Source organism: Solirubrobacter soli DSM 22325, assembly GCF_000423665.1.
GTDB classification, from domain to species: Bacteria; Actinomycetota; Thermoleophilia; order Solirubrobacterales; family Solirubrobacteraceae; genus Solirubrobacter; species Solirubrobacter soli.
In genome coordinates, this window is sequence record NZ_AUIK01000001.1 from 904,106 (window position 1) to 923,940 (window position 19,835).

Below are 19,835 nucleotides of genomic sequence, written 5' to 3' on the forward strand. Positions count from 1 at the left end.
GGCGCACCGGTATTTGTCGGCGGACCCCTAGCGGGGAAGTTCCACGACGACGCGGCAGCCGTGCGGCTCCCGGTCGCGGACGGCGATCGTGCCGCCGTGGGCGTCGACGATCCAGCGCGCGATGGCAAGACCGAGGCCGGTGCCTCCGTCCCGCGCGGCACGCGCCGCGTCGACGCGATGGAAGCGCTCGAAGACCCGCTCCGCCTCACCGAGCGGGATGCCCGGCCCTTCGTCGGCGACCTCGATCGTGGTCACGCCGGCCGTGGCGGCGTGGGCGCTCAGCCACACGCGGCCGTCGGCGGGCGAGTGGCGGACCGCGTTCTCCAGCAGGTTCGAGATCACCTGGTGCATGCGCTCGGCGTCGCCGACCGCCCGCAGGTCGCCGGGCTGGACGGTGACGCGCAGCCACACCGGGTGGGCGTGGAAGTTCTCGCCGAGCTCGCACTCGCGGGTCGCCTGCTCGAGCAGCGGGCGGATCGGGAACGGTGCCGGCTTGAGCGCCAGCGCCCCGCTCTCGAGCTTGGACAGGTCTAGCAGCTGCTGAACGAGCCGGCCGAGCCGCTCGGTCTGGAACAGGGCGGTCCTCAGCGCCGCCGGGTCGGGCGGCTCGACGCCGTCGACCAGGTTCTCCAGCAGCGCCTGCAACGCGCCGAGCGGCGTGCGCAGCTCGTGCGAGACGTTGGCGACGAGGTCGCGGCGCATGCGGTCGACGTCGGCGAGCTCCGCCGCCATCGCGTTGAATGCCCGCGCGAGGTCGCCGACCTCGTCGCGCGAGGTCGCGGTCACCCGGCGCCCGTAGTCGCCGCGCGCCATCGCCGATGCGGCCGCCGCCATCTCACGCAGCGGCGACGTCATCCCCCGCGCCAGGATCTGCACGATCGCCAGCGCGATCACCGCCGCCACCAGCGTGCGCAGCTCCAGCGACCAGCCGAGCCGGAACCCGATCGCCAGCACGATCACCGTGCCCGCGACCGTGGACACGATCACGACGCCGAGCTTGACCTTGATCGACTGCAGCCGATCGAGGGGCCTCATCGGCCCGCCTCCAGCGCGTAGCCGACCCCGTGCACGGTGCGGACGAGGTCCGAGCCCAGCTTTCGCCGCAACCCGCGCACGTGGGAGTCGACGGTCCGCTGGCCGGACCCGTCGCGCCAGCCCCACACCTCGGCGAGCAACTGGTCGCGCGAGAACACGACCCCCGGCCGCGCCGCGAGCAGCGCCAGCAGGTCGAACTCGGTCGGCGTGAGGTGCACGGTGTCGCCGGCGACCTTGACCAGCCGCGCGGCCGGATCGATCTCGAGCGCGCCGAGCACCACCGCGTCCCCAGGCGGCGCCGGCCGCCGCTCCACCCGCCTCAGCAGCGCCCGGATGCGCGCCACCAGCTCACGCGGCGAGAACGGCTTGGTCATGTAGTCGTCCGCGCCCACCGCCAGCCCGACCAGCAGATCGGACTCCTCGCCCCGCGCCGTCAGCATCAGCACCGGCACGGGCCGGTCGCGCTGCACCCGCCGGCACACCTCGAGCCCGTCCAGCCCGGGGAGCATCAGGTCGAGCACCACGAGGTCCGGCCGCACCTGATCGCACAACGCGACCCCGGTGTGCCCGTCATGCGCCAACCGCACGTCGAACCCCTCGGCCCGCAGCCGGGCGGCGACGGCGTTGGCGATGACCTCCTCGTCCTCGATGACGCAGATCAGCGGCCCTTGCACGGCACCGAGTGTGTCACCGGTCTATGGGAACGCGCGGCGGATCTTGTGGCGATCCTGTGCAGGTGCAACTCACACTGATCCGCTCCGCCACGCTCCGCCTCGTCTACGGCGGACACACGCTGCTCGTCGACCCGCAGCTCGATCCCGCGGGCGCGCGCGAGGCCGTCCCGAACACGCCGAACCCGCGCCGCAGCCCGCTCGGCGATCTCCCGGTGCCGGCCGAGCAGGTCGTCGAGGGCATCGACGCGCTGCTCGTCACCCACCTGCACCGCGACCACTTCGACGACACCGCGCGGGAGCTGCTGCCGCGCCATCTGCCGCTGTTCTCCCAGCCGCAGGACGCCGAGCGGCTGCATGCCGACGGGTTCACGGACGTCCGGCCCGTGCACGGGGACGCGAAGCTCTCGGACATCCTGATCGCGCGCACCGACGGCCAGCACGGGGTCGGGGAGATCGGCGCGGCGATGGCGCCGGTGTCGGGCTTCGTGCTGGCCGCGCCCGGCGAGCCGACGGTCTACATCGCCGGCGACACGATCCTCTGCGACGAGGTGCGGGCGGCGGTCGCCGAGTACGACCCGGACTACATCGTGGTCAACGCGTCCGCGGCCCAGTTCAACGAGGGCGGGCCGATCGTGATGGACAACGACGACGTCGCGGCGCTCTCCGCGGAGGTCCCCGACGCGACGATCGTCGCCGTGCACTTCGAGACGGTCTCGCACAGCACGCAGACGCGGGCGGACCTGCGGGCGTTGCACCTGCCGAACGTGCGGATCCCGGATGACGGCGAGACTCTGGACTGAGCGGTCCACTACACTGGACCGCATGGTCCAATCTCTTCATGGTCGTACAGCACTGATCACCGGGGCGACGAGCGGCATCGGCCGCGCGATCGCCGAGGCCTACGCCGCCGCGGGCGCCCACGTCGCCGTGTCCGGGCGCGACGCCGCGCGTGGCGCGGAGGTCGTCGAGGGCATCCGCGCGAGCGGCGGCAGAGCCGACTTCGTCGCCGCCGACCTCGGCGCGTCGATCGAGGCCGTCACCGCGCTGGCGAACGCGGCGACGGGCGTGCTCGGCCGCGTCGACATCCTCGTCAACAACGCGGGCGTGTACCCCCCGACGCAGACGCTCTCGCTCGACGAGGCGACCTTCGACGCGGTGATCGCGGTCAACGTCCGCGCCCCCGTCTTCCTCACGCAGGCGATCGCGGGCGCGATGGTCGAGCGCGGCGAGGGCGTGATCGTCAACGTCAGCTCGTGGATCGCCACCGTCGGCGTGCCCACGGGCGCGCTCTACGCCGCCAGCAAGGCCACGCTCGACCAGCTCACCCGCAGCTGGGCGGCCGAGCTCGGCCCGTCCGGCGTGCGCGTCAACGCGGTCGCCCCCGGGATCACGATGACCGAGGGCAACGCCGGCCACGGTGACTTCCTCGGCGAGGCGACGAAGCGGTTCCCGGCCGGGCGGCTCGCGCGGCCGGAGGAGATCGCGAGCGCCGCCGTGTTCCTGGCGTCCGACAACGCGTCCTACCTGCACGGCGAGACGCTCTACGTGGACGGAGGCGCGGCTTCGACTCGTACGCTGTAGCCATGGAGCGCGAGCTGACCGCGCGCGGCGCGGCGACTCGCGCCCGCATCGTCGACGGCGCCGCGACGCTGATCCGCGAGCGCGGGATCGCCGCGGTCGCCATGGACGACATCCGCGCCGCGACCGCGACCAGCAAGAGCCAGCTCTTCCACTACTTCCCGGGCGGGCGGACGGAGCTGCTGGCCGCGGTCGCCCAGCACGAGGCCGACCGCGTGCTCGACGACCAGCGCCCACCGCTCGACGATCTCTCCACCGCGGAGTCCTGGCGCGCGTGGCAGGCGCTCGTGATCGAGCGCTACACGCTCCAGGGCGAGCACTGCCCGCTGGCCGCGCTCACATCCGAGCTCGGCAAGTCGAGCCCGGAGGCCCGGGCGATCGTGCGCGATCTCATGGACCGCTGGGAGGCGCTGCTCACCGCCGGCGTGCGCGCGTTCCGGCCGGACACGCCTGACCCGGACGAGACGGCGGGGATCATCCTCGCCGCCGTGCAGGGCGGCGTCGCGCTGCTGATGAGCACGGGCAGCCCGCGCTATCTGGAGGCCGCGCTGGACGCGGCCACGGAGCGGCTCCTAGAAGGCGCCGCGGCGTGAAAAGACCGCGGGAATGGTCTTGAGCAGGATCGCGAGATCCAGGCCGACCGACCAGCGCTCGAGGTAGAGGAAGTCGAGCCGGACGAGGTCGTCGAAGTCCAGCTCCGAGCGGCCCGAGATCTGCCACAGGCCGGTGACGCCCGGCAGCACGAGGTAGCGCTTCTTGTGCCAGTCGTCGAGCATGTCGAAGTCGCGCTGGGGCAGCGGCCGCGGCCCGACGAGCGACATCTGCCCGCGCAGCACGTTGATCAGCTGCGGCAGCTCGTCCAGCGAGTAGCGGCGCAGCACGCGGCCGACGCGGGTCACGCGCGGGTCCAGGCGGATCTTGAACAGCGCGCCGGAGACCTCGTTGAACTTCTCGAGCTCCTGCTGGCGCTCGTCGGCGTCGGTGAACATCGTGCGGAACTTCAGGCAGGCGAACGGCTCGCCGCCGATCCCGGGCCGGAACGAGCGGTAGATGATCGGCCCGCGCGAGGAAAGCCGCACGGCCAGCGCGATCGTGGCCAGCAGCGGTGCGAGGACCAGCAGCAGGAAGGCCGAGACGACGATGTCGAACGAGCGCTTGACGAAGAAGTCGATGCCGTCGAAGACCGGCGGGCGCAGCTCGAACAGCGGGACCGACGCGCCCGGCACGAACTCCGCGCGCTGGACGAGGATCTCCATCGTCGAGGGCGCGATCCGCACCGTGACGCCGCGCTGGTGGCAGGTGTCCACGAGCTCCACCGCGCGCTCCTGCGGGAAGTCCGGGTCGGCGATGATCACTTCCTGGATGCGGTAGACGTCGAGCACCCGCGCGACGTCTTCGATCCGCCCCAGCGACCGCAGCCCGTTGTCCGGCCGCGGCGTGAGCGAGATGAAGCCGACCATCTCGACCGGCGCGTGCACCTCGTCCGTGAGCGCGTGCGCGACGTCCTCGATGTGACGCCCGGAGCCGACCAGCACGGCGCGCCGGCGGTAGCCCGCGGCGCGCAGCATGGCGCCCGTCACGCCCTCGTACGCCCAGCGCACCGAGCCGATGATGATCACGGCGAACACGAACGTGCCGTAGAAGATGTAGTAGCTCGAGTACTGCTGGTCGTTGACCAGGGCGAAGATCAGCGAGACGACCGTGACCTGGAATAGCGAGGACACGATCCGCGCGAGGCCCGGACGCTGCGCGCGCTCGGCGTACAGGCCGGAGCGGGCGAACAGCAGGACCGTCACCAGGTAGGCGAAGGCGATCGTCCGGCGCGCCTCGTGGAGGTTGTCGCCCCACGCCCACGCGCCGTCGCGGATCACCGACTTGACCATCAGCGCCACGACCAGCGCGGCCAGCAGGCCGGCGAAGTCCAGCGCCAGCAGCGAGATCACCCGCGATGCCTTGCGCAGCGTCTCCATCCGCAGCAGGAACGAGAGCGCCGGCGGCCGCTTGCGACGCACGTCCACGGGCGGCAGGACGAGCGTGTCGCGCGCAGGGGCGTTCGACGGCGTCCGGGGCGCCTCGGGGATCTGTGTGGGTGCGTCTGCCACTGGCTTCGTTGGCCTCAACGGGCGGCGGGTGAGGATGTCTCGCGGTTTCGTGGTTTCAGCTCGCCTAGCGACCGGTGAGCGCGGCGGTACCGGCGGCGTCCAGCGTGCGCCGGAGGCCGTCACGCAGCTCCACGGTCGGTTCCCAGCCGAGCAGCTCGCGGGCGAGTGAGATGTCCGGCTGGCGGACTTGGGGATCGTCGGTCGGCAGCGCCTCGAACACGATCTCCGAGCGCGAGCCGGTGACCTCGAGCACGGCCTTGGCCAGCTCCAGCAGCGTGAACTCGTTCGGGTTGCCGATGTTGACCGGCTGATGGATGCCGGACTCGGCGAGCCGGATGATCCCGTCGATCAGGTCGTCGACGTAACAGAACGAGCGCGTCTGATCGCCCGTGCCGAACACGGTGATCGGGCGGTCCTGGAGGGCCTGGCGCAGGAACGTCGGGATCGCGCGCCCGTCGTGCGGTCGCATCCTCGGCCCGTACGTGTTGAAGATCCGCACGATCGCGGTGTCCACGCCCTGCTGGCGGTGGTAGGCCATCGTCAGCGCCTCCGCGTACCGCTTGGCCTCGTCATAGACGCCGCGCGGCCCGATCGGGTTCACATGGCCCCAATATGACTCCGGCTGCGGATGGACCTGCGGGTCGCCGTAGACCTCGCTCGTCGACGCCGTCAGGAACCGCGCGCGGTGCAGCTTCGCCAGACCCAGCGCGTGGTGGGTGCCATAGGAGCCGACCTTGAGCGTGTGCAGCGGCAGCCGCAGGTAGTCGATCGGGCTCGCCGGGCTCGCGAAGTGGTAGACGAAGTCCACCGGCTCCTCGACGAAGAACGGGACCGTGACGTCCTTGTGCAGGAAGACGAAGTTCCCGCCGCGAAGGTGCTGGATGTTGGCGAGCGACCCGGTCTCGAAGTTGTCGACGCAGATCACCCGGTGACCGCGGGACAGCAGCGCATCACACAGATGTGAGCCGAGAAAGCCGCTGCCACCGGTGACTAGGCAGGTGGCCATGTGGGCGGCAGGATAGCCAGACGGCTAGTGACGGGCCGCTTTCAGGGCCTTCTTCGTCACGTCCACGTGCAGCACGAACGTCCCGTTTGAGCGCTTTTCGGCGAGTCCGGCGTTGACCAGCCGCTTGCACACCACGGGACACTTCTTGCAGCGTGGCCTGCTCTTACAGCAGCGCTTCTTGGGCTTGATGACTTTGGCCACCCTAATCCTGGCTACAGATAGCATCACCCGCCATGGCCGCCGAAGCCTTTGTCTCTTTGCTTAACGAGCAGATCGCTCACGAGTACGCCGCGCACCAGCAGTACGTGGCGTGCGCCGTGTACTACGACGCCGAAACGCTCCCGCAGCTCGCCCGCTTCTTCTACGCGCAGGCGCTCGAGGAGCGCGACCACGCGATGATGATGGTCCAGTACCTGATCGACGCCGACGAGGAGGTCGTCATCCCCGGTGTCGCGGCGCCGCAGGTGGCCTTCGAGGACGTCGTCGCACCCGTGGCGCTCGCGCTCGACCAGGAGAAGCGGGTGTCGGCGCAGATCAACGCGCTGGCCGGCGTCGCCCGTTCCGAGGGCGACTACACGTCCGAGCAGTTCATGCAGTGGTTCATCAAGGAGCAGGTCGAAGAGGTCGCGACCATGTCCGATCTCCTGAAGGTCGTCGAGCGCTCGCGCAACGACGTCATGGAGGTCGAGAACTACATGGCCCGCGAGCAGTCCGGCGGCGAGGGGACCGACCCCACCGCGCCGCGGCCCGCCGGCGGTTGAGGTCCGATCAGCTTCGCGCCGCGTCCTCGGGTGTGTGGGACGCGGCGGTGTCGCATCCGTTCGTCCGCGAGTTGGGCGACGGGTCGTTGGACGAGGCCGCGTTCCGGTTCTACATCCGCCAGGACTACCTCTTCCTCGTCGACTACGGACGGCTGCTCTCGTTGGGCGCCGCGCGGGCACCGCGGCTGGCGGACATGCGCAAGTTCGCGGGGCTCGCGTCGTCGGTGTTGGAGACCGAGATGGAGCTGCACCGCGCGTTCGCGGCCCGCTGGGGCGTGGACGACCTGCACGCCGTGACGGTCGAGCCGGCGACCGCGGCGTACTGCGACTTCCTGCTGCGGGTCGCTGCGCTCGGCGACTACGCCGAGCTCACGGCCGCGGTGCTGCCGTGCATGTGGACGTATGCGGAGATCGGCGCGTCCTTGAAGGCGACGTCGGATCGCTACCGCGAGTGGATCGACATGTACGCGTCGCCCGAGTTCGCGTCGCTCGCCGACTGGGCGCGCGGGATCGTGGACGAGGTCTCAGGCGACTTCGACCGCATGTCGGCGGCGTTCACCGCCTCCTGCGAGCACGAGGTCAGGTTCTGGGACGCTGCCTACGCAGCACGTGGGCCTCGCTCCGGCGCAGCGTGAGCTTCGCGGCGTCGAAGTGCTCGAGGTAGGCCTGCGCGTACTTGCGTGAGGTCCGCAGCACGTCGCGCAGCTGGGCGAGCGTGATCTGGCCGTCGCGTTCGATGATCTCGACGACGAGGTCGTGGACCTCGTCGAGCGCGTCGGGGTGGACGTGCATCGCGGGGCCGAGCCGGGTGAGCCGGTCATGCTCGCGCAGCTCGGCCAGCAGGGCGGGCGCGTCGTCGAGCGGCGGCTCCGTGCCCGCCTCGCGATAGCGCTGCTCGAGCGCGAGCGCGGCGTCGGAGAGCGGCGCTCGCTCAGGCGCTTTCGGCGCCGGCGCGGGGATGGACTCGGGCTCCGCCTCGCCGCGTTCCATCCGGGCGAGGCGGGCGAGGAGGTCGCGGCTCGGCCCGTGGCGCTTCGGCTGCGGGTCGAGGACGACGCCGCCGCCGAGCGTGTCCGGCGGCGCGAGGCTGCGGATCACGAGGCGGTCGCCCGCGGCGGGAACGATCGGCTCCTCCAGCCGCAGCTGGCAGAACCGCCCGCCGAGCTCGACGAGCCGCGCGGCGGTCTCGCGCGTGCCGTGATGGACGCCGACGCGCGCGCCGCCCTCGGGCCGCGCGTCCGGCGTGGCCCACGAGAGCGCGACGTCGACCCGGAACGTCGCGCGGAGTGGTGCGCCGCCGCTCTCCGCGGCGCCCGCCGCGCCGCCCGCACCCGCCGCGCCCGCCGCACCCGCCGCGCCCGCCGCGCCCGCGGCGCCCGCCGCGCCGCCCGCACCCGCCGCGCCCGCGCCGCCGCGCGGCGGCGCGCCGACGACCACGTCGCCGCGCGCCACCTCGTCCCGTGCGAGCACCAGGTTCAGCGCGACCCGCTGGCCTGCTTGCGCGCGTTCGACCGGTTCGTCGTGGACCTCCACGCTCCGCACCCGCGCGGTCCTGCCCGCCGGCAGGACCGTCACGGTCGCGCCGCGCTCGGCCACGCCGGACCAGAGCGTGCCGGTCACCACGGTGCCGGCGCCGTGGATGCTGAAGACGCGGTCGACGTGCAGGCGCAACGGCCCGTCACCCGCTCGGCTCACCACGCGCGACGCCGCGCGCGACAAGGCGGCCCGCAACTCGTCGAGCCCCGCGCCCGTGCGCGTCGAGACCGGCACGAGCTCAGCGCCCGGCAGCAGCTCGGCCGCCTCGGACGCCGCCCGCGCCGGGTCGGCCAGATCGGCCTTGGTGATCGCCACGACGCCGACCGACACGCCCAGAGCCGCCAGCACCGCCGCGTGCTCACGCGTCTGCGGCATCACGCCGTCGTCGGCCGCGACGACCATCAGGTACAGGTCGATCCCCGTCGCGCCCGCGACCATCGTGCGCACGAAGCGCTCGTGGCCGGGCACGTCGACCACGCTCAGCCGACGCTGCCCGAGCGACAGCGGCGCGTAGCCCAGCGCGATCGAGATCCCGCGCGCCTTCTCCTCCGGCAGCCGGTCGGTGTCGTGACCGGTCAGGGCGAGGACGAGCGCGGTCTTGCCGTGATCGATGTGGCCCGCCGTCCCGACGGTCAGCGGTGTGGCATCATTGAGCTCGTGACCGGCCTGCACGCCTTACGAGTATCCCCCGGCGTGCACCTCGCCGTCCGTTAGTCCGCGCCCCCGGCGCCCAATTCTCCAAGGAGTTCCCTCATGGCCCTTTGCCTCGTCGTACTCATTCCCGTCTCCACCACCCTCACGACTCATCCCAAGCGCACATGCGCGGCGCCGACGCCCTGATCCGCGCGCTCGAGCGCGCGGGAATCGACACCGTCTTCGGCATCCCCGGCGGGGCGTGCCTGCCGATCTACGACGCCCTGCACGACAGCACCATCCGCCACGTGCTGATGCGCCACGAGGCCGCCGCCGGACATGCCGCCGAGGGGTACGCGAGAGCGACCGGGCGCATCGGCGTCGCCATCGGCACGTCCGGCCCCGGAGCGACGAACCTCGTCACCGCGATCGCCGACGCCGCGATGGACTCGACGCCCACGCTGTTCATCACCGGCCAGGTGAAGACCACGCTGCGCGGCACGAACGCCTTCCAGGAGGCGGACGTGATGGGCATCACGCAGCCGCTCGTCAAGCACTCGATCGCGGTCGAGAGCGCGGACGAGGTCGCCCAGGCGGTCGTCGACGCGCTGCGCATCGCGACCTCCGGACGCCCGGGACCGGTGCTCATCGACGTGCCGGTGGACATCGCCAATGCGCCTGCCCGGGACACGACGCACCCGCCCTACCTGCCCGGCTACCGCCCGCGGGAGCGGCCGAACGGCCGCCAGATCCGCCGCGCGGCGGAGGCGATCGCCAACGCGAGACGGCCCGTGCTCTACGCCGGCGGCGGCGTCACCAACGCCGACGCGTCCGACGAGCTGCGTGAGCTCGCGGCGCTGACCGGCGCGCCCGTGACCACCACGTTGATGGCGCTCGGGACGATCCCCGCGAGCCACCCGCAGTGGCTGGGCATGCTGGGCATGCACGGGACCAGGGTCGCCAACTGGGCGATGGACGAGGCGGACCTGATCGTCGCCATCGGCGCCCGCTTCGACGACCGTGTGACCGGCGCGATCGACGAGTTCGCGCGTGACGCGAAGATCGTGCACATCGACGTCGACCCGTCGGAGATCGGCAAGATCGTCACCGCGCACGTGCCGGTCGTGGGCGACGCGAAGCTCTCGCTGTCCGCGCTGATCGAGTGCTACGGGAAGCTGGACGCCGACCCCACGCGGCTGGCCGAGTGGTGGCGCCGGATCCGCGGCTGGCAGGCGGCGCACCCGCTGCGCGAGCCGGAGCCGGCCGAACCCGGCTGCGTGGCGCCCGAGTTCGCGCTCGACCGCCTGGCGGCGAGCCTCGGCGACGCGATCGTGACCACCGACGTCGGCCAGCACCAGATGTGGGCCGCGGGCCGGCTGGGCTTCGAGACGCCGCGGCGCTGGATCACGAGCGGCGGGCTCGGGACCATGGGCTTCGGCCTCCCGGCCGCGCTCGGCGCCCAGGCCGCGTCGCCCGACAGCACCGTCGTCTGCGTCTCCGGCGAGGGCTCGTTCCTGATGAACGTCCAGGAGCTCGCGACCGCGGTCGAGGAGCGGCTGCCGGTCAAGGTGCTGCTGCTCGACAACGCCTCGCTGGGCATGGTGCGCCAGCAGCAGGACCTGTTCTGGGGCGGGCGGCGGACGGCGGTCGACCTCGGCGCGTCGCCCGACTGGGAGCTGCTCGCCCGCGCCTTCGGGTGGGCCGCGCGCTCGATCGGCGACGGCGAAGACGTCGATGACGCGCTGGCCGAGACGCTCGCCGAGCCGGGTCCGGCGCTCCTGCACGTCCGGATCGCGCCCGAGGCGAACTGCCTGCCGATGTTCAGGCCCGGCGGCGCGGCGCGGGAGATGATCGGCTGAACCCCATCCGAGTGCCCGCCCCGCGCCAGGGGCGCGGGCGGGCGCCTCGTCGAGTTCGCGCCATAACCCTTATCGGGTGATGACCGCGGGTGATCGAGCGGAGAGGGTGGTGGGAGGAACAACCGGTCGAAAGGAACATCGTGAGCCAGGCTGGGTCCGATGGACTGCATCGCGGCGTGTTGCCGATCCCCGACAGGCCGTTCGAAGGAGCTCTCCCGTTCGACGCGAAGGACCCGGACGCGTCGTTCCCGGCGATCGAGCCGCTTCGGCCACCGGCGGGGGCGCCCAACGTGCTCGTCGTCTTGCTCGACGATGTCGGCTTCGCCGCCTCGAGCGCGTTCGGCGGACCGTGCTCGACGCCGACGGCTGAGCGGCTGGCACGCAACGGCCTTAGGTACAGCCGCTTCCACACGACGGCGCTGTGCGCGCCGACGCGGGCGGCCTTGCTGTCGGGGCGCAACCACCATTCGGTGGGAATGGGGGTCATCACGGAATTGGCCACCTCGGCGCCCGGGTACAACTCGGTTCGCCCCAATACCTGCGCCCCGTTGGCGCAGACGCTGCTGCTGAACGGCTATTCGACGGCCCAGTTCGGCAAGTGCCACGAGGTGCCGGTCTGGCAGACGAGCCCGATGGGCCCGTTCGACGCGTGGCCGACCGGCGGCGGAGGCTTCGAGTACTTCTACGGGTTCATCGGCGGAGAGACGAACCAGTACTACCCGGCTGTCTATGAGGGCACGACGCCGGTCGAGCCCGCGACGACGCCGGAGCAGGGCTACCACTTCACCGTGGACATGACCGACAAGGCGATCAAGTGGACGCGCCAGCAGAAGTCGCTGATGCCCGACAAGCCGTTTTTCATGTACTTCGCGCCGGGCGCGACGCACGCTCCGCATCACGTTCCGACGGAGTGGTCGGACAGGTACAAGGGGCGCTTTGACCAGGGGTGGGATGCGCTGCGCGAAGAGATCCTGACCCGGCAGAAGGAGCTCGGAGTCGTGCCCGCCGAGACCAAGCTGACGGCCCGCCACGACGAGATTCCGGCTTGGGATGACATGCCGGATGAACTGAAGCCGATTCTCGCCCGCCAGATGGAGGTCTACGCCGGCTTCCTGGAGCACACCGACTACCACGTCGGTCGGCTCGTCGATGCGCTCGACGACCTCGGCGTGCTCGAGGACACGCTCGTCTACTACATCATCGGCGACAACGGGGCCAGCGCTGAAGGCGGGATCAACGGCACCTTCAACGAGACGTTCATCTTCAACGGCGCCGCGGCCCTCGAGACGCCCGAGTTCATGGCGGCGCACATCGACGACTTCGGCACACCGAAGGCCTACAACCACTTCGCGGTCGGCTGGGCGCACGCGATGGACACGCCATATCAGTGGACGAAGCAGGTCGCCTCACACTGGGGCGGAACGCGCAACGGCACGATCGTCCACTGGCCGCGCGGGATCGCCGCGCGCGGCGAGATCCGCTCGCAGTTCCACCACGTCATCGACGTCGCCCCCACCGTGCTCGAAGCGGCCGGGCTCCCCCAACCGACGACCGTCAACGGGGTCGCCCAGCGGCCGATCGAGGGCGTGAGCATGGCCTACTCGTTCGACGGGGCGACCGAGAATGACCGCCACGAGACGCAGTACTTCGAGATGTTCTGCAACCGCGGCATCTACCACCAGGGCTGGACCGCGGTCACCAACCACAGCGTGCCATGGGTGGTGGCGGGAGCTTTGCCGCCGTTCTCGGACGACGTCTGGGAGCTCTACGACACGACGACGGACTGGAGCCAGGCGCACGACCTCGCCGCCGAGATGCCGGAAAAGCTGGCCGAACTGCAACAGCTCTGGCTCGAGGAGGCGCGCAAGTACAACGTGCTCCCGCTCGACGACCGTCGCGTCGAGCGCTTCAACGCCGACCTCGTCGGCCGCCCGGAGCTCGTGAAGGGAAAGTCGCAGCTGCTCTTCGGTGGCATGGGACGCCTCAGCGAGAACAGCATCCTCAACACCAAGAACAAGTCTCACGCGGTCACCGCGGAGGTCGTCGTGCCCGAGACGGGCGCCGAGGGCGTGATCCTGGCCCAAGGCGGCGCGTTCGCCGGCTGGAGCCTCTACGTGAAAGATGGCCGCCCGATCTATTGCTACAACCTGCTCGGCCTGCAGCGTTTCAAGATCGGAGCCGACGCCGCGATCGCGTCCGGAACGCATCAGGTGCGGATGGAGTTCGCCTACGACGGCGGCGGCCTGGCCAAGGGCGGCACCGTCACGCTCTACGTCGACGGTGACAAGACCGGTGAAGGTCGCGTCGAGGCCACTGTGCCACTGATCTTCTCCGCGGATGAGACCGCTGACGTCGGACAGGACTCCGCGTCCCCGGTCAGCGACGACTACGAGGGCGAGAGCAGCGTCTTCACCGGCACGGTCAACTGGGTGCAGGTCGATCTCGGCGAGGACGCAGAAGACGCCGACCACCTGATCATGCCTGAGGAGCGCCTGCGCGTCGCGATGGCGCGCCAATAGCAAACGACCCAACGGGCCAAGAACGGAAACGAGCGATGACAGACACATCCCTCGATGACCTCGCCCCCTGAACGGGTCTGACCCCGTTTATCTGAACGGGGTCAGACCCCGTTTAACCGCGGCGATGACGAGTGGGAGCTCGTCGTCGGCGAGCGTGCGCGGGTCGAGGAGGAGCCTGCCGTGTTCGAGGCGGCCAAGCACGGGCGGGTCGCCGGCGCGCAGCGGCGCGGCGAGTGACTCCGGCAGCGCGACGACCGGGCCGGGAAGCTCGAGCAGCGGGAGCGCGCCGCCGCCGATCCGGGCGACGCTCTCGACGACCTCGCCCCCCACGGCCTCGGCGAGTCGCCGGGCGCGCGCTTCGAGCACGGAGCGGGGCGCGCGGAGCATCGCGAGCACGGGGATCTGCGCCGGGTCGTCGCGATGCAGCCGCAGCGTCGCCTCGAGCGCCGCGAGCGAGAGCTTGTCGATCCGCAACGCCCGCGCCAGCGGATGCCGCTTCGCCGCTTCGACCGCCTCCGCGCGGCCGACGATGACGCCCGCCTGCGGCCCGCCGAGGAGCTTGTCGCCGGAGAAGACGACGAGGGCGGCGCCGGCCGCGACCGAGCGCCGCACGGAGGGCTCGGCCGCGAGCTCGCCGCGCGCCGCGGAATCCTCGCCGCCGCCCACGGGCGCGTCGAGCGGCCCCAGCGCTCCCGAGCCGACGTCGTCGATCACCGGGACACCGAGCTCGCACAGCGCCTCGACCGGCACGTCCTCGACGAAGCCCAGCTGGCGGAAGTTGGACTGGTGGACGCGCAGGATCGCGGCCGTGTGCTCGTCGAGCGCGCGCTCGTAGTCGGCGAGCCGCGTGCGGTTCGTGGTCCCGACCTCGACCAGCCGCGCGCCCGCCTGGGCGATCACGTCCGGGACGCGGAACCCGCCGCCGATCTCGACCAGCTGGCCTCGTGAGACGACGACCGAACGACCCGGCCCCGCCAACGCCGCGACCGCCAGCAGCGCCGCTCCCGCGCCGTTGTTGACCGCCAGACCGGCCTCCGCGCCGGTCAGCGAGCACAGCAGCGGCTCGATGTGCGCATGGCGCGAGCCCCGCGTGCCCGCCGCGACGTCGGACTCGAGCGTCGAGTACCCCTCCGCGACCCGCGCGACCGCCTCTCGCGCGGCATCCGCGAGCGGCGCGCGACCGAGGTTCGTGTGGACGATCACGCCGGTCGCGTTCAGCACCCGCCGCAGCGAGCACCGCTTCGCATCCGCCACCCACGCCCGCGCCCGCGCGCCCAGGTCGGCCTCCCCGGACCCACCCCCGAGCAGCTCCGCCCGCCGCTCGGCCAGCACCGCCCGCGCGGCGGCGAGCGCCAACGCGCGCGGCGCGTCGACCTGCGCCGCCAGCGTGTCGACCGGCGGCAGATCCCGGACACGAGCCACGGCCACAGCGTAATCTCAGAGCCATGGCCATCGAGGACAAGGACGCGGATTCGGTCGCGCCGGTCGTGGGTCCCGACGATCCGCGCCGGTTCACGGACTCGGGCATCGAGGTCAAGACGCTGTACACGAGCGCGGACCTGCCCGAGGACCTGGACCTCGGCAACCCGGGGGAGTTCCCGTACACGCGCGGCGTGCACGCGGACATGTACCGCAAGCGCACGTGGACGATGCGCCAGTACGCGGGCTACGCGTCGGCGAAGGAGTCCAACGAGCGCTACAAGTACCTGCTCAAGAACGGCTCGACGGGCCTGAGCATGGCCTTCGACCTGCCGACGCAGCTCGGCCTGGACTCGGACGATCCGCGCAGCCTCGGCGAGGTCGGGCGCACGGGCGTGGCGATCGACACGCTCGAGGACATGCGCACCGCCTTCGACGGGATCCCGCTCGACGAGGTCTCGACCTCGATGACGATCAACGCGCCCGCGGCGGTCCTACTGCTGCTCTACGAACTGGTCGCGGAGGAGCAGGGCGTCGAGTCGCAGAAACTCCGCGGGACGGTCCAGAACGACATCCTCAAGGAGTACATCGCCCGCGGGAACTTCATCTACCCGCCCGAGCCCTCGATGCGGCTGACGACGGACCTGTTCGCCTACTGCAAGGCGAACATCCCGAAGTGGAACACGGTCTCGATCTCCGGCTACCACTTCCGCGAGAAGGGCGCCTCGGCGGTCCAGGAGGTCGCGTTCACGCTCGCGAGCGGCATGGCCTATGTGCAGGCGGCGATCGACGCGGGCCTCGCGGTCGACGACTTCGCCCCCCGCCTCGCGTTCTTCTTCAACGGCCACAACAACGTGTTCCAGGAGGTCGCGAAGTTCCGCGCCGCACGAAACATGTGGGCGCACGCGATGGCCGACCGCTTCGGTGCGAAGGACCCGAAGAGCCTGATGCTGCGCTTCCACACGCAGACGGGCGGGGTGACGCTCACGGCCCAGCAGCCGATGAACAACGTCGTCAGAGTGGCCCTTCAGGGGTTCGCGGCCGTCTGCGGCGGGACGCAGAGCCTTCACACGAACGGGTTCGACGAGGCGCTCGCGCTGCCGTCGGAGCGCGCCGCCAAGCTCGCGCTGCGCACCCAGCAGGTGATCGCCCACGAGTCAGGGGCCACCGACACCGTGGACCCGTTCGCCGGCTCCTACTACGTCGAGTCGCTCACCGCGGAGATCGAGAAGCGCGCCTGGGCGCTGATCGAGAAGGTCGACGAGCTGGGCGGCTCGGTCGACGCGATCGCGTTCATCAAGAACGAGATCGAGGAGTCGGCCTTCGGCTACCACGAGCGCTACCGCACCGAGCAGGACATCGTCGTGGGCGTCAATCGCTACGTGGAGGACGCAGCCGAGGTCGAGGAGATCCTCAGCGTCGACCCCGAGTCCGAGCGCCAGCAGCTGAAGCGACTCAAGGCGTTCAAGGAGAACCGGGACAACGACGTGACCGCCAAGCGTCTGCAGGAACTGCGCGCCGCGGCGGAGGGCAGCGACAACCTGCTGCCGCCGATCCGCCAGGCGCTCAAGGACCACGCCTCGGTCGGCGAGGTCTGCGGCGCGCTGCGCGAGGTCTTCGGCGACTATCAGCCGGAGATCTGAAGCGCCTCGTCGAGATCCCGCCAGAGGTCCTCGACGTGCTCGCACCCGACGCTGAGGCGCAACAGCGACGGGCCGCGCACGTCGATCAGCGACTCGACCCCGCCGAGCGACTTCGCGTGCGTGAACACCCGCACCCGCGCGCACACCGCCGCCGGATCGGCGACCTCGAACGACAGCATCGCCCCGAAGGCGTCCATGAAGCGCGAAGCCCGCTCGCGCCATTCCAGCCCGGGGTAGTGAACCGCCCGCACCGCCCGATGGGCTGACAAGCGCTCGGCCAGCGTCGCCGCGGTGCGCGACGAGGCCTCGAGCCGCAGCGGCAACGTCCGGAGCCCGCGCAGCGCGAGGAACGCCTCCAGCGCGCCCGGCGTCGCACCCACCTGCGCCCGCGCGTGCCGCAGAGCCGCCGGATCGCGCGTGCTGATGACCCCCATCAGCAGGTCGGAGTGCCCGCCGATGAACTTGGTCGCGCTGTGCATCGAGAACGTCGCGCCCAGCTCCAGCGGCCGCTGCAGCAGCGGCGACGCGAACGTCGAATCGACGGCGACCGGCACGCCCGCCGCGCACAGGACGTCCAACTCCGCGACCTCCAGCAGCGGATTCGACGGCGACTCCAGCCACAAGAGGTCCGCGCCTTCCGCGGCGCGCAACGTCGCGCCGGTGTCCGTCGTGTCGACCGTGACCAGCGAGATCCGCCCCACCGCCGCCCGCGTCGCCAGCAGCGAGCGCGTCCAGGCGTAGCCGGCGACCGGGGCGACGACCCGCGCCTTCGCCGGCAGCGTCTCGATGATCGCCGCCGCCCCCGCTGTTCCCGACGAGAACGCGACCGCGGCACCGCCCTCCAGGGCGCCGATCGCGTCCTCGAACGCCTCCCAGGTCGGCGACCCCTCCTCGCGGGCGTAGTCGCCCCCGTGAAAGCTCGAGGCGAGCACGAGCGGCGCGTTCAGCGGCGCGCCCGCGACCCGCGGCCCGCGCCCGGCGTGGATGGCGATCGTCGAACGGTCCATAGTGCATATTGTTGACAATCTGCAATCGAGTTGGCAACCTGCTCGAATGGCCGCCCGCAACACACCCGTCCCGGACAGCGCCGACGTCGTCATCGTCGGCGGCGGGGTCGTCGGCACCAGCGCCGCCTTCCACCTGGCAGAGGCGGGGGCGAAGGTCGTCCTGCTCGAGCGCGACCAGCTCGGCAGCGGCTCGACCTCGAAGGCCGCGGGCGGCTTCAGGACGCAGTTCAGCGACCCGCTGAACATCGAGATCGCGCGCCGCAGCGCCGCGGCCTTCAAGGCGTTCAACGACCGCCCGGGCTGGGACATCGGCCTGCACGCGGTCGGCTACCTGTTCCTCTTCAGCACCGAGGAGCAGGTCGAGGACTTCACCGCGAGCACCGCGCTGCAGAACGAGCTCGGCCTCGAGACGCGCATGGTCACGCCGCAGGAGGCGAAGGAGCTGAGCCCGCTCCTGGAGGTCGACGGCATCATCGCCGCCAGCTACTCGCCGCAGGACGGTCACGCGACCCCCGAGGCGGTCGTGATGGGCTACGCCTTCGGCGCCCGCGAGCTCGGTGCGCATCTGGCCACAGGCCGCGAGGTCACGGCGATCGACGTCGACGGCGGCCGCGTCGAGGCGGTGCACACGAAGGACCACGTGGTCAAGACCGACACGGTGATCTGCGCGGCCGGCGCCTGGTCGCGCGCGTGCGGCGAGCTTGTCGGTATCGACCTCCCGGTCACCCCGCTCCGCCGCCAGGTGCTCTTCACCGAGCCGATGGAGGATCTGCCCCGCGACCTCCCGCTGACGATCGACTTCGAGACCTCCTTCTACTACCACGGCGAGGGCCCGGGCCTGCTGATGGGGATGAGCGACCCCAACGAGCAGCTCGGCAACTTCTCGACCGAGACCACGGACGACTGGATCCCCGCGCTGCTGGACATCGCGCAACGCCGCGCGCCCCGGATCGCGAACACCGGCATCCGCGGCGGCTGGGCCGGCCTCTACGACATGAGCCCGGACCACAACGCGATCATCGGCGAGGCCGACGGCGTGAGCCGCTTCCTCTACGCCACCGGCTTCTCCGGCCACGGCTTCCTCCAGGGCCCGGCGACCGGCGAGCTGCTGCGCGACCTCGTCCTGCAACGCCCGACGTTCGCCGACATCGCGCCGCTGAGCGTCGAGCGCTTCGCGCGCGCCGACCTGCGCCCCGAGCGCAACATCGTGTGATCGCGCTCGGCCACCGCGGCCCCGCGCCCTCCAACGTCGACGTCGCCGTCGACGCGCTGCGCGCCGCGATCCTCGACGGCCGGCTCGAGCCCGGCGTCCGCCTGAAGGAGATCCCGCTGGCCGAGCAACTCGGCATCTCGCGCGGCCCGATCCGCGAGGCGCTGCGCCTGCTCGAACGCGACGGCCTGATCGAGCTGATCCCCAACCGCGGCGCGATCGTGCCTCTGGTCAAGGCACTCGACGTCCTCGAGGTCTACGCCCTGCGCGCCTCGCTCGGCTCGCTCGCCCTGCACAAGTCGATGCTCGAGGACCGCGTCCCCGAGGCGGACCTCGAGCACGCGCTCGACCGGCTGCGAGCCGCGACCGCCGCCCACGACGCGCGCCGCGCCGCCGACGCCGACCTCGCCTACCAGTCGACGATCATCGCCGCCTCCGGCCTCCCCCGCGCGACCCGCGAGTGGGACCGCCTGACCTGGCAGGTCCGCGCCTTCCTGACCGCACTGCACATCGGCTACGACGACAAGCTCGAGCGCTTCCTCGCCGAGGACGAGGCGCTGCACGCCGCGATCGTGCGCCGCGACGCCGCCGAGGCCGAGGCGCTCTGGCGCAGCAAGTACGAGCGCTGGGTCCGTGACCTCGTCGCACTCCTCCCCGAGGCGTTCGACGAGGCCCTGTGGACCGCGCTCAGCCAGGGCGCCTAAGAGCCCGCTGAAGAATTCCGGTGCGCCCGCTGCGGCACATCCGCAGCGCCTCGCGCCACCCACGCTGCTCACGGCCCAGAGGGCCGCATCGCGAGCGCGGCCGGCCCGAGCCACTGGCGGCTGCACCACATCGGTCGGACCGACCATTC

Annotated in this window: 18 protein-coding genes; 10 read left to right on the forward strand and 8 right to left on the reverse strand. The window is 71.5% G+C overall.

Annotation, left to right across the window (positions count from 1 at the left end; translation table 11 throughout):
- Positions 1–27 precede the first annotated feature (27 nt).
- Positions 28–1,035, reverse strand: a complete 1,008-nt coding sequence (locus G569_RS0104190; RefSeq protein WP_028062487.1) for a sensor histidine kinase — start codon at positions 1,033–1,035, stop codon at positions 28–30.
- Positions 1,032–1,709, reverse strand: a complete 678-nt coding sequence (locus G569_RS0104195) for a response regulator transcription factor (RefSeq protein ID WP_053225826.1) — start codon at positions 1,707–1,709, stop codon at positions 1,032–1,034. The genes G569_RS0104190 and G569_RS0104195 overlap by 4 nt, the downstream gene beginning before the upstream one ends.
- Before the next feature lie 62 nt (positions 1,710–1,771).
- On the opposite strand from G569_RS0104195, the gene G569_RS0104200 reads away from it, so the two are divergent.
- From G569_RS0104200 to G569_RS0104210, 3 genes are read left to right on the forward strand one after another with little or no spacing between them, the layout of a single operon-like run.
- Positions 1,772–2,509, forward strand: coding sequence for an MBL fold metallo-hydrolase (locus G569_RS0104200; protein ID WP_028062489.1), 738 nt, complete (start codon positions 1,772–1,774; stop codon positions 2,507–2,509).
- 22 nt (positions 2,510–2,531) lie between these two features.
- Positions 2,532–3,290: an SDR family NAD(P)-dependent oxidoreductase gene (locus tag G569_RS0104205; protein ID WP_028062490.1), complete on the forward strand. Its 759-nt coding sequence runs from the start codon at positions 2,532–2,534 to the stop codon at positions 3,288–3,290.
- A gap of 2 nt (positions 3,291–3,292) precedes the next feature.
- Positions 3,293–3,880, forward strand: coding sequence for a TetR/AcrR family transcriptional regulator (locus tag G569_RS0104210; protein ID WP_028062491.1), 588 nt, complete (start codon positions 3,293–3,295; stop codon positions 3,878–3,880).
- On the opposite strand, the gene G569_RS0104215 is transcribed toward G569_RS0104210, so the two are convergent.
- The 3 genes from G569_RS0104215 to G569_RS60805 all read right to left on the reverse strand — a co-directional run bounded on the left by G569_RS0104215 (position 3,860) and on the right by G569_RS60805 (position 6,602).
- Entirely contained in the window at positions 3,860–5,389 is a 1,530-nt protein-coding gene (locus tag G569_RS0104215; protein ID WP_245602347.1) for a sugar transferase, read from the reverse strand. The genes G569_RS0104210 and G569_RS0104215 overlap by 21 nt on opposite strands.
- Positions 5,390–5,453: 64 nt before the next feature.
- Positions 5,454–6,395: a UDP-glucuronic acid decarboxylase family protein gene (locus G569_RS0104220; protein ID WP_028062493.1), complete on the reverse strand. Its 942-nt coding sequence runs from the start codon at positions 6,393–6,395 to the stop codon at positions 5,454–5,456.
- Between the two features lie 24 nt (positions 6,396–6,419).
- Entirely contained in the window at positions 6,420–6,602 is a 183-nt protein-coding gene (locus tag G569_RS60805) for a hypothetical protein (RefSeq protein WP_371683450.1), read from the reverse strand.
- Between the two features lie 26 nt (positions 6,603–6,628).
- Here G569_RS60805 and G569_RS0104230 point away from each other — a divergent pair, with 26 nt between their 5' ends.
- Together G569_RS0104230 and tenA are read left to right on the forward strand one after the other, a co-directional pair.
- Positions 6,629–7,156: a ferritin gene (locus G569_RS0104230; protein ID WP_028062494.1), complete on the forward strand. Its 528-nt coding sequence runs from the start codon at positions 6,629–6,631 to the stop codon at positions 7,154–7,156.
- A gap of 47 nt (positions 7,157–7,203) precedes the next feature.
- Positions 7,204–7,791 (forward strand): thiaminase II, encoded by a 588-nt coding sequence (gene tenA, locus G569_RS0104235; RefSeq protein ID WP_211232901.1) that lies wholly within the window; start codon positions 7,204–7,206, stop codon positions 7,789–7,791.
- On the opposite strand, the gene selB is transcribed toward tenA, so the two are convergent.
- Positions 7,736–9,364 (reverse strand): selenocysteine-specific translation elongation factor, encoded by a 1,629-nt coding sequence (gene selB, locus G569_RS64450; RefSeq protein ID WP_053225828.1) that lies wholly within the window; start codon positions 9,362–9,364, stop codon positions 7,736–7,738. The genes tenA and selB overlap by 56 nt on opposite strands.
- Before the next feature lie 146 nt (positions 9,365–9,510).
- On the opposite strand from selB, the gene ilvB reads away from it, so the two are divergent.
- Positions 9,511–11,184, forward strand: a complete 1,674-nt coding sequence (ilvB, locus tag G569_RS0104245; RefSeq protein ID WP_028062496.1) for a biosynthetic-type acetolactate synthase large subunit — start codon at positions 9,511–9,513, stop codon at positions 11,182–11,184.
- A 176-nt stretch (positions 11,185–11,360) separates the two neighbouring features.
- Complete coding sequence (locus G569_RS0104250) at positions 11,361–13,703, forward strand: arylsulfatase (protein ID WP_245602350.1); 2,343 nt, start codon at positions 11,361–11,363, stop codon at positions 13,701–13,703.
- 87 nt (positions 13,704–13,790) lie between these two features.
- Here G569_RS0104250 and selA read toward each other — a convergent pair whose 3' ends face one another.
- The gene (gene selA / locus G569_RS45465) at positions 13,791–15,125 is read right to left on the reverse strand and encodes an L-seryl-tRNA(Sec) selenium transferase (protein WP_169542061.1); all 1,335 of its coding nucleotides are present in this window, start codon (positions 15,123–15,125) and stop codon (positions 13,791–13,793) included.
- Between the two features lie 23 nt (positions 15,126–15,148).
- Here selA and G569_RS0104260 point away from each other — a divergent pair, with 23 nt between their 5' ends.
- Positions 15,149–16,765 carry an acyl-CoA mutase large subunit family protein gene (locus G569_RS0104260; protein ID WP_053225831.1) on the forward strand — a complete coding sequence of 539 codons (1,617 nt, stop codon included), beginning with the start codon at positions 15,149–15,151 and terminating at the stop codon, positions 16,763–16,765.
- On the opposite strand, the gene G569_RS0104265 is transcribed toward G569_RS0104260, so the two are convergent.
- On the reverse strand, positions 16,750–17,772 hold the full coding sequence (locus G569_RS0104265) for a trans-sulfuration enzyme family protein (RefSeq protein ID WP_028062499.1): 1,023 nt from the start codon (positions 17,770–17,772) through the stop codon (positions 16,750–16,752). The two genes, G569_RS0104260 and G569_RS0104265, sit on opposite strands and share 16 nt — an antisense overlap.
- 46 nt (positions 17,773–17,818) lie before the next feature.
- On the opposite strand from G569_RS0104265, the gene G569_RS0104270 reads away from it, so the two are divergent.
- Together G569_RS0104270 and G569_RS45470 are read left to right on the forward strand one after the other, a co-directional pair.
- Positions 17,819–18,985, forward strand: coding sequence for an NAD(P)/FAD-dependent oxidoreductase (locus tag G569_RS0104270; protein ID WP_028062500.1), 1,167 nt, complete (start codon positions 17,819–17,821; stop codon positions 18,983–18,985).
- Positions 18,982–19,686 (forward strand): GntR family transcriptional regulator, encoded by a 705-nt coding sequence (locus tag G569_RS45470; protein WP_053225832.1) that lies wholly within the window; start codon positions 18,982–18,984, stop codon positions 19,684–19,686. The genes G569_RS0104270 and G569_RS45470 overlap by 4 nt, the downstream gene beginning before the upstream one ends.
- Positions 19,687–19,835: the final 149 nt, after the last annotated feature.

Coding starts and splice junctions, on each gene's coding strand:
- G569_RS0104190 (WP_028062487.1), bottom strand. CDS start 1,035: ATGAGGCCCCTCGATCGGCTGCAGTCGATCAAGGTCAAGCTCGGCGTC.
- G569_RS0104205 (WP_028062490.1), top strand. CDS start 2,532: ATGGTCCAATCTCTTCATGGTCGTACAGCACTGATCACCGGGGCGACG.
- G569_RS0104210 (WP_028062491.1), top strand. CDS start 3,293: ATGGAGCGCGAGCTGACCGCGCGCGGCGCGGCGACTCGCGCCCGCATC.
- G569_RS0104220 (WP_028062493.1), bottom strand. CDS start 6,395: ATGGCCACCTGCCTAGTCACCGGTGGCAGCGGCTTTCTCGGCTCACAT.
- G569_RS0104230 (WP_028062494.1), top strand. CDS start 6,629: ATGGCCGCCGAAGCCTTTGTCTCTTTGCTTAACGAGCAGATCGCTCAC.
- ilvB (WP_028062496.1), top strand. CDS start 9,511: ATGCGCGGCGCCGACGCCCTGATCCGCGCGCTCGAGCGCGCGGGAATC.
- G569_RS0104260 (WP_053225831.1), top strand. CDS start 15,149: ATGGCCATCGAGGACAAGGACGCGGATTCGGTCGCGCCGGTCGTGGGT.
- G569_RS0104265 (WP_028062499.1), bottom strand. CDS start 17,772: ATGGACCGTTCGACGATCGCCATCCACGCCGGGCGCGGGCCGCGGGTC.
- G569_RS0104270 (WP_028062500.1), top strand. CDS start 17,819: ATGGCCGCCCGCAACACACCCGTCCCGGACAGCGCCGACGTCGTCATC.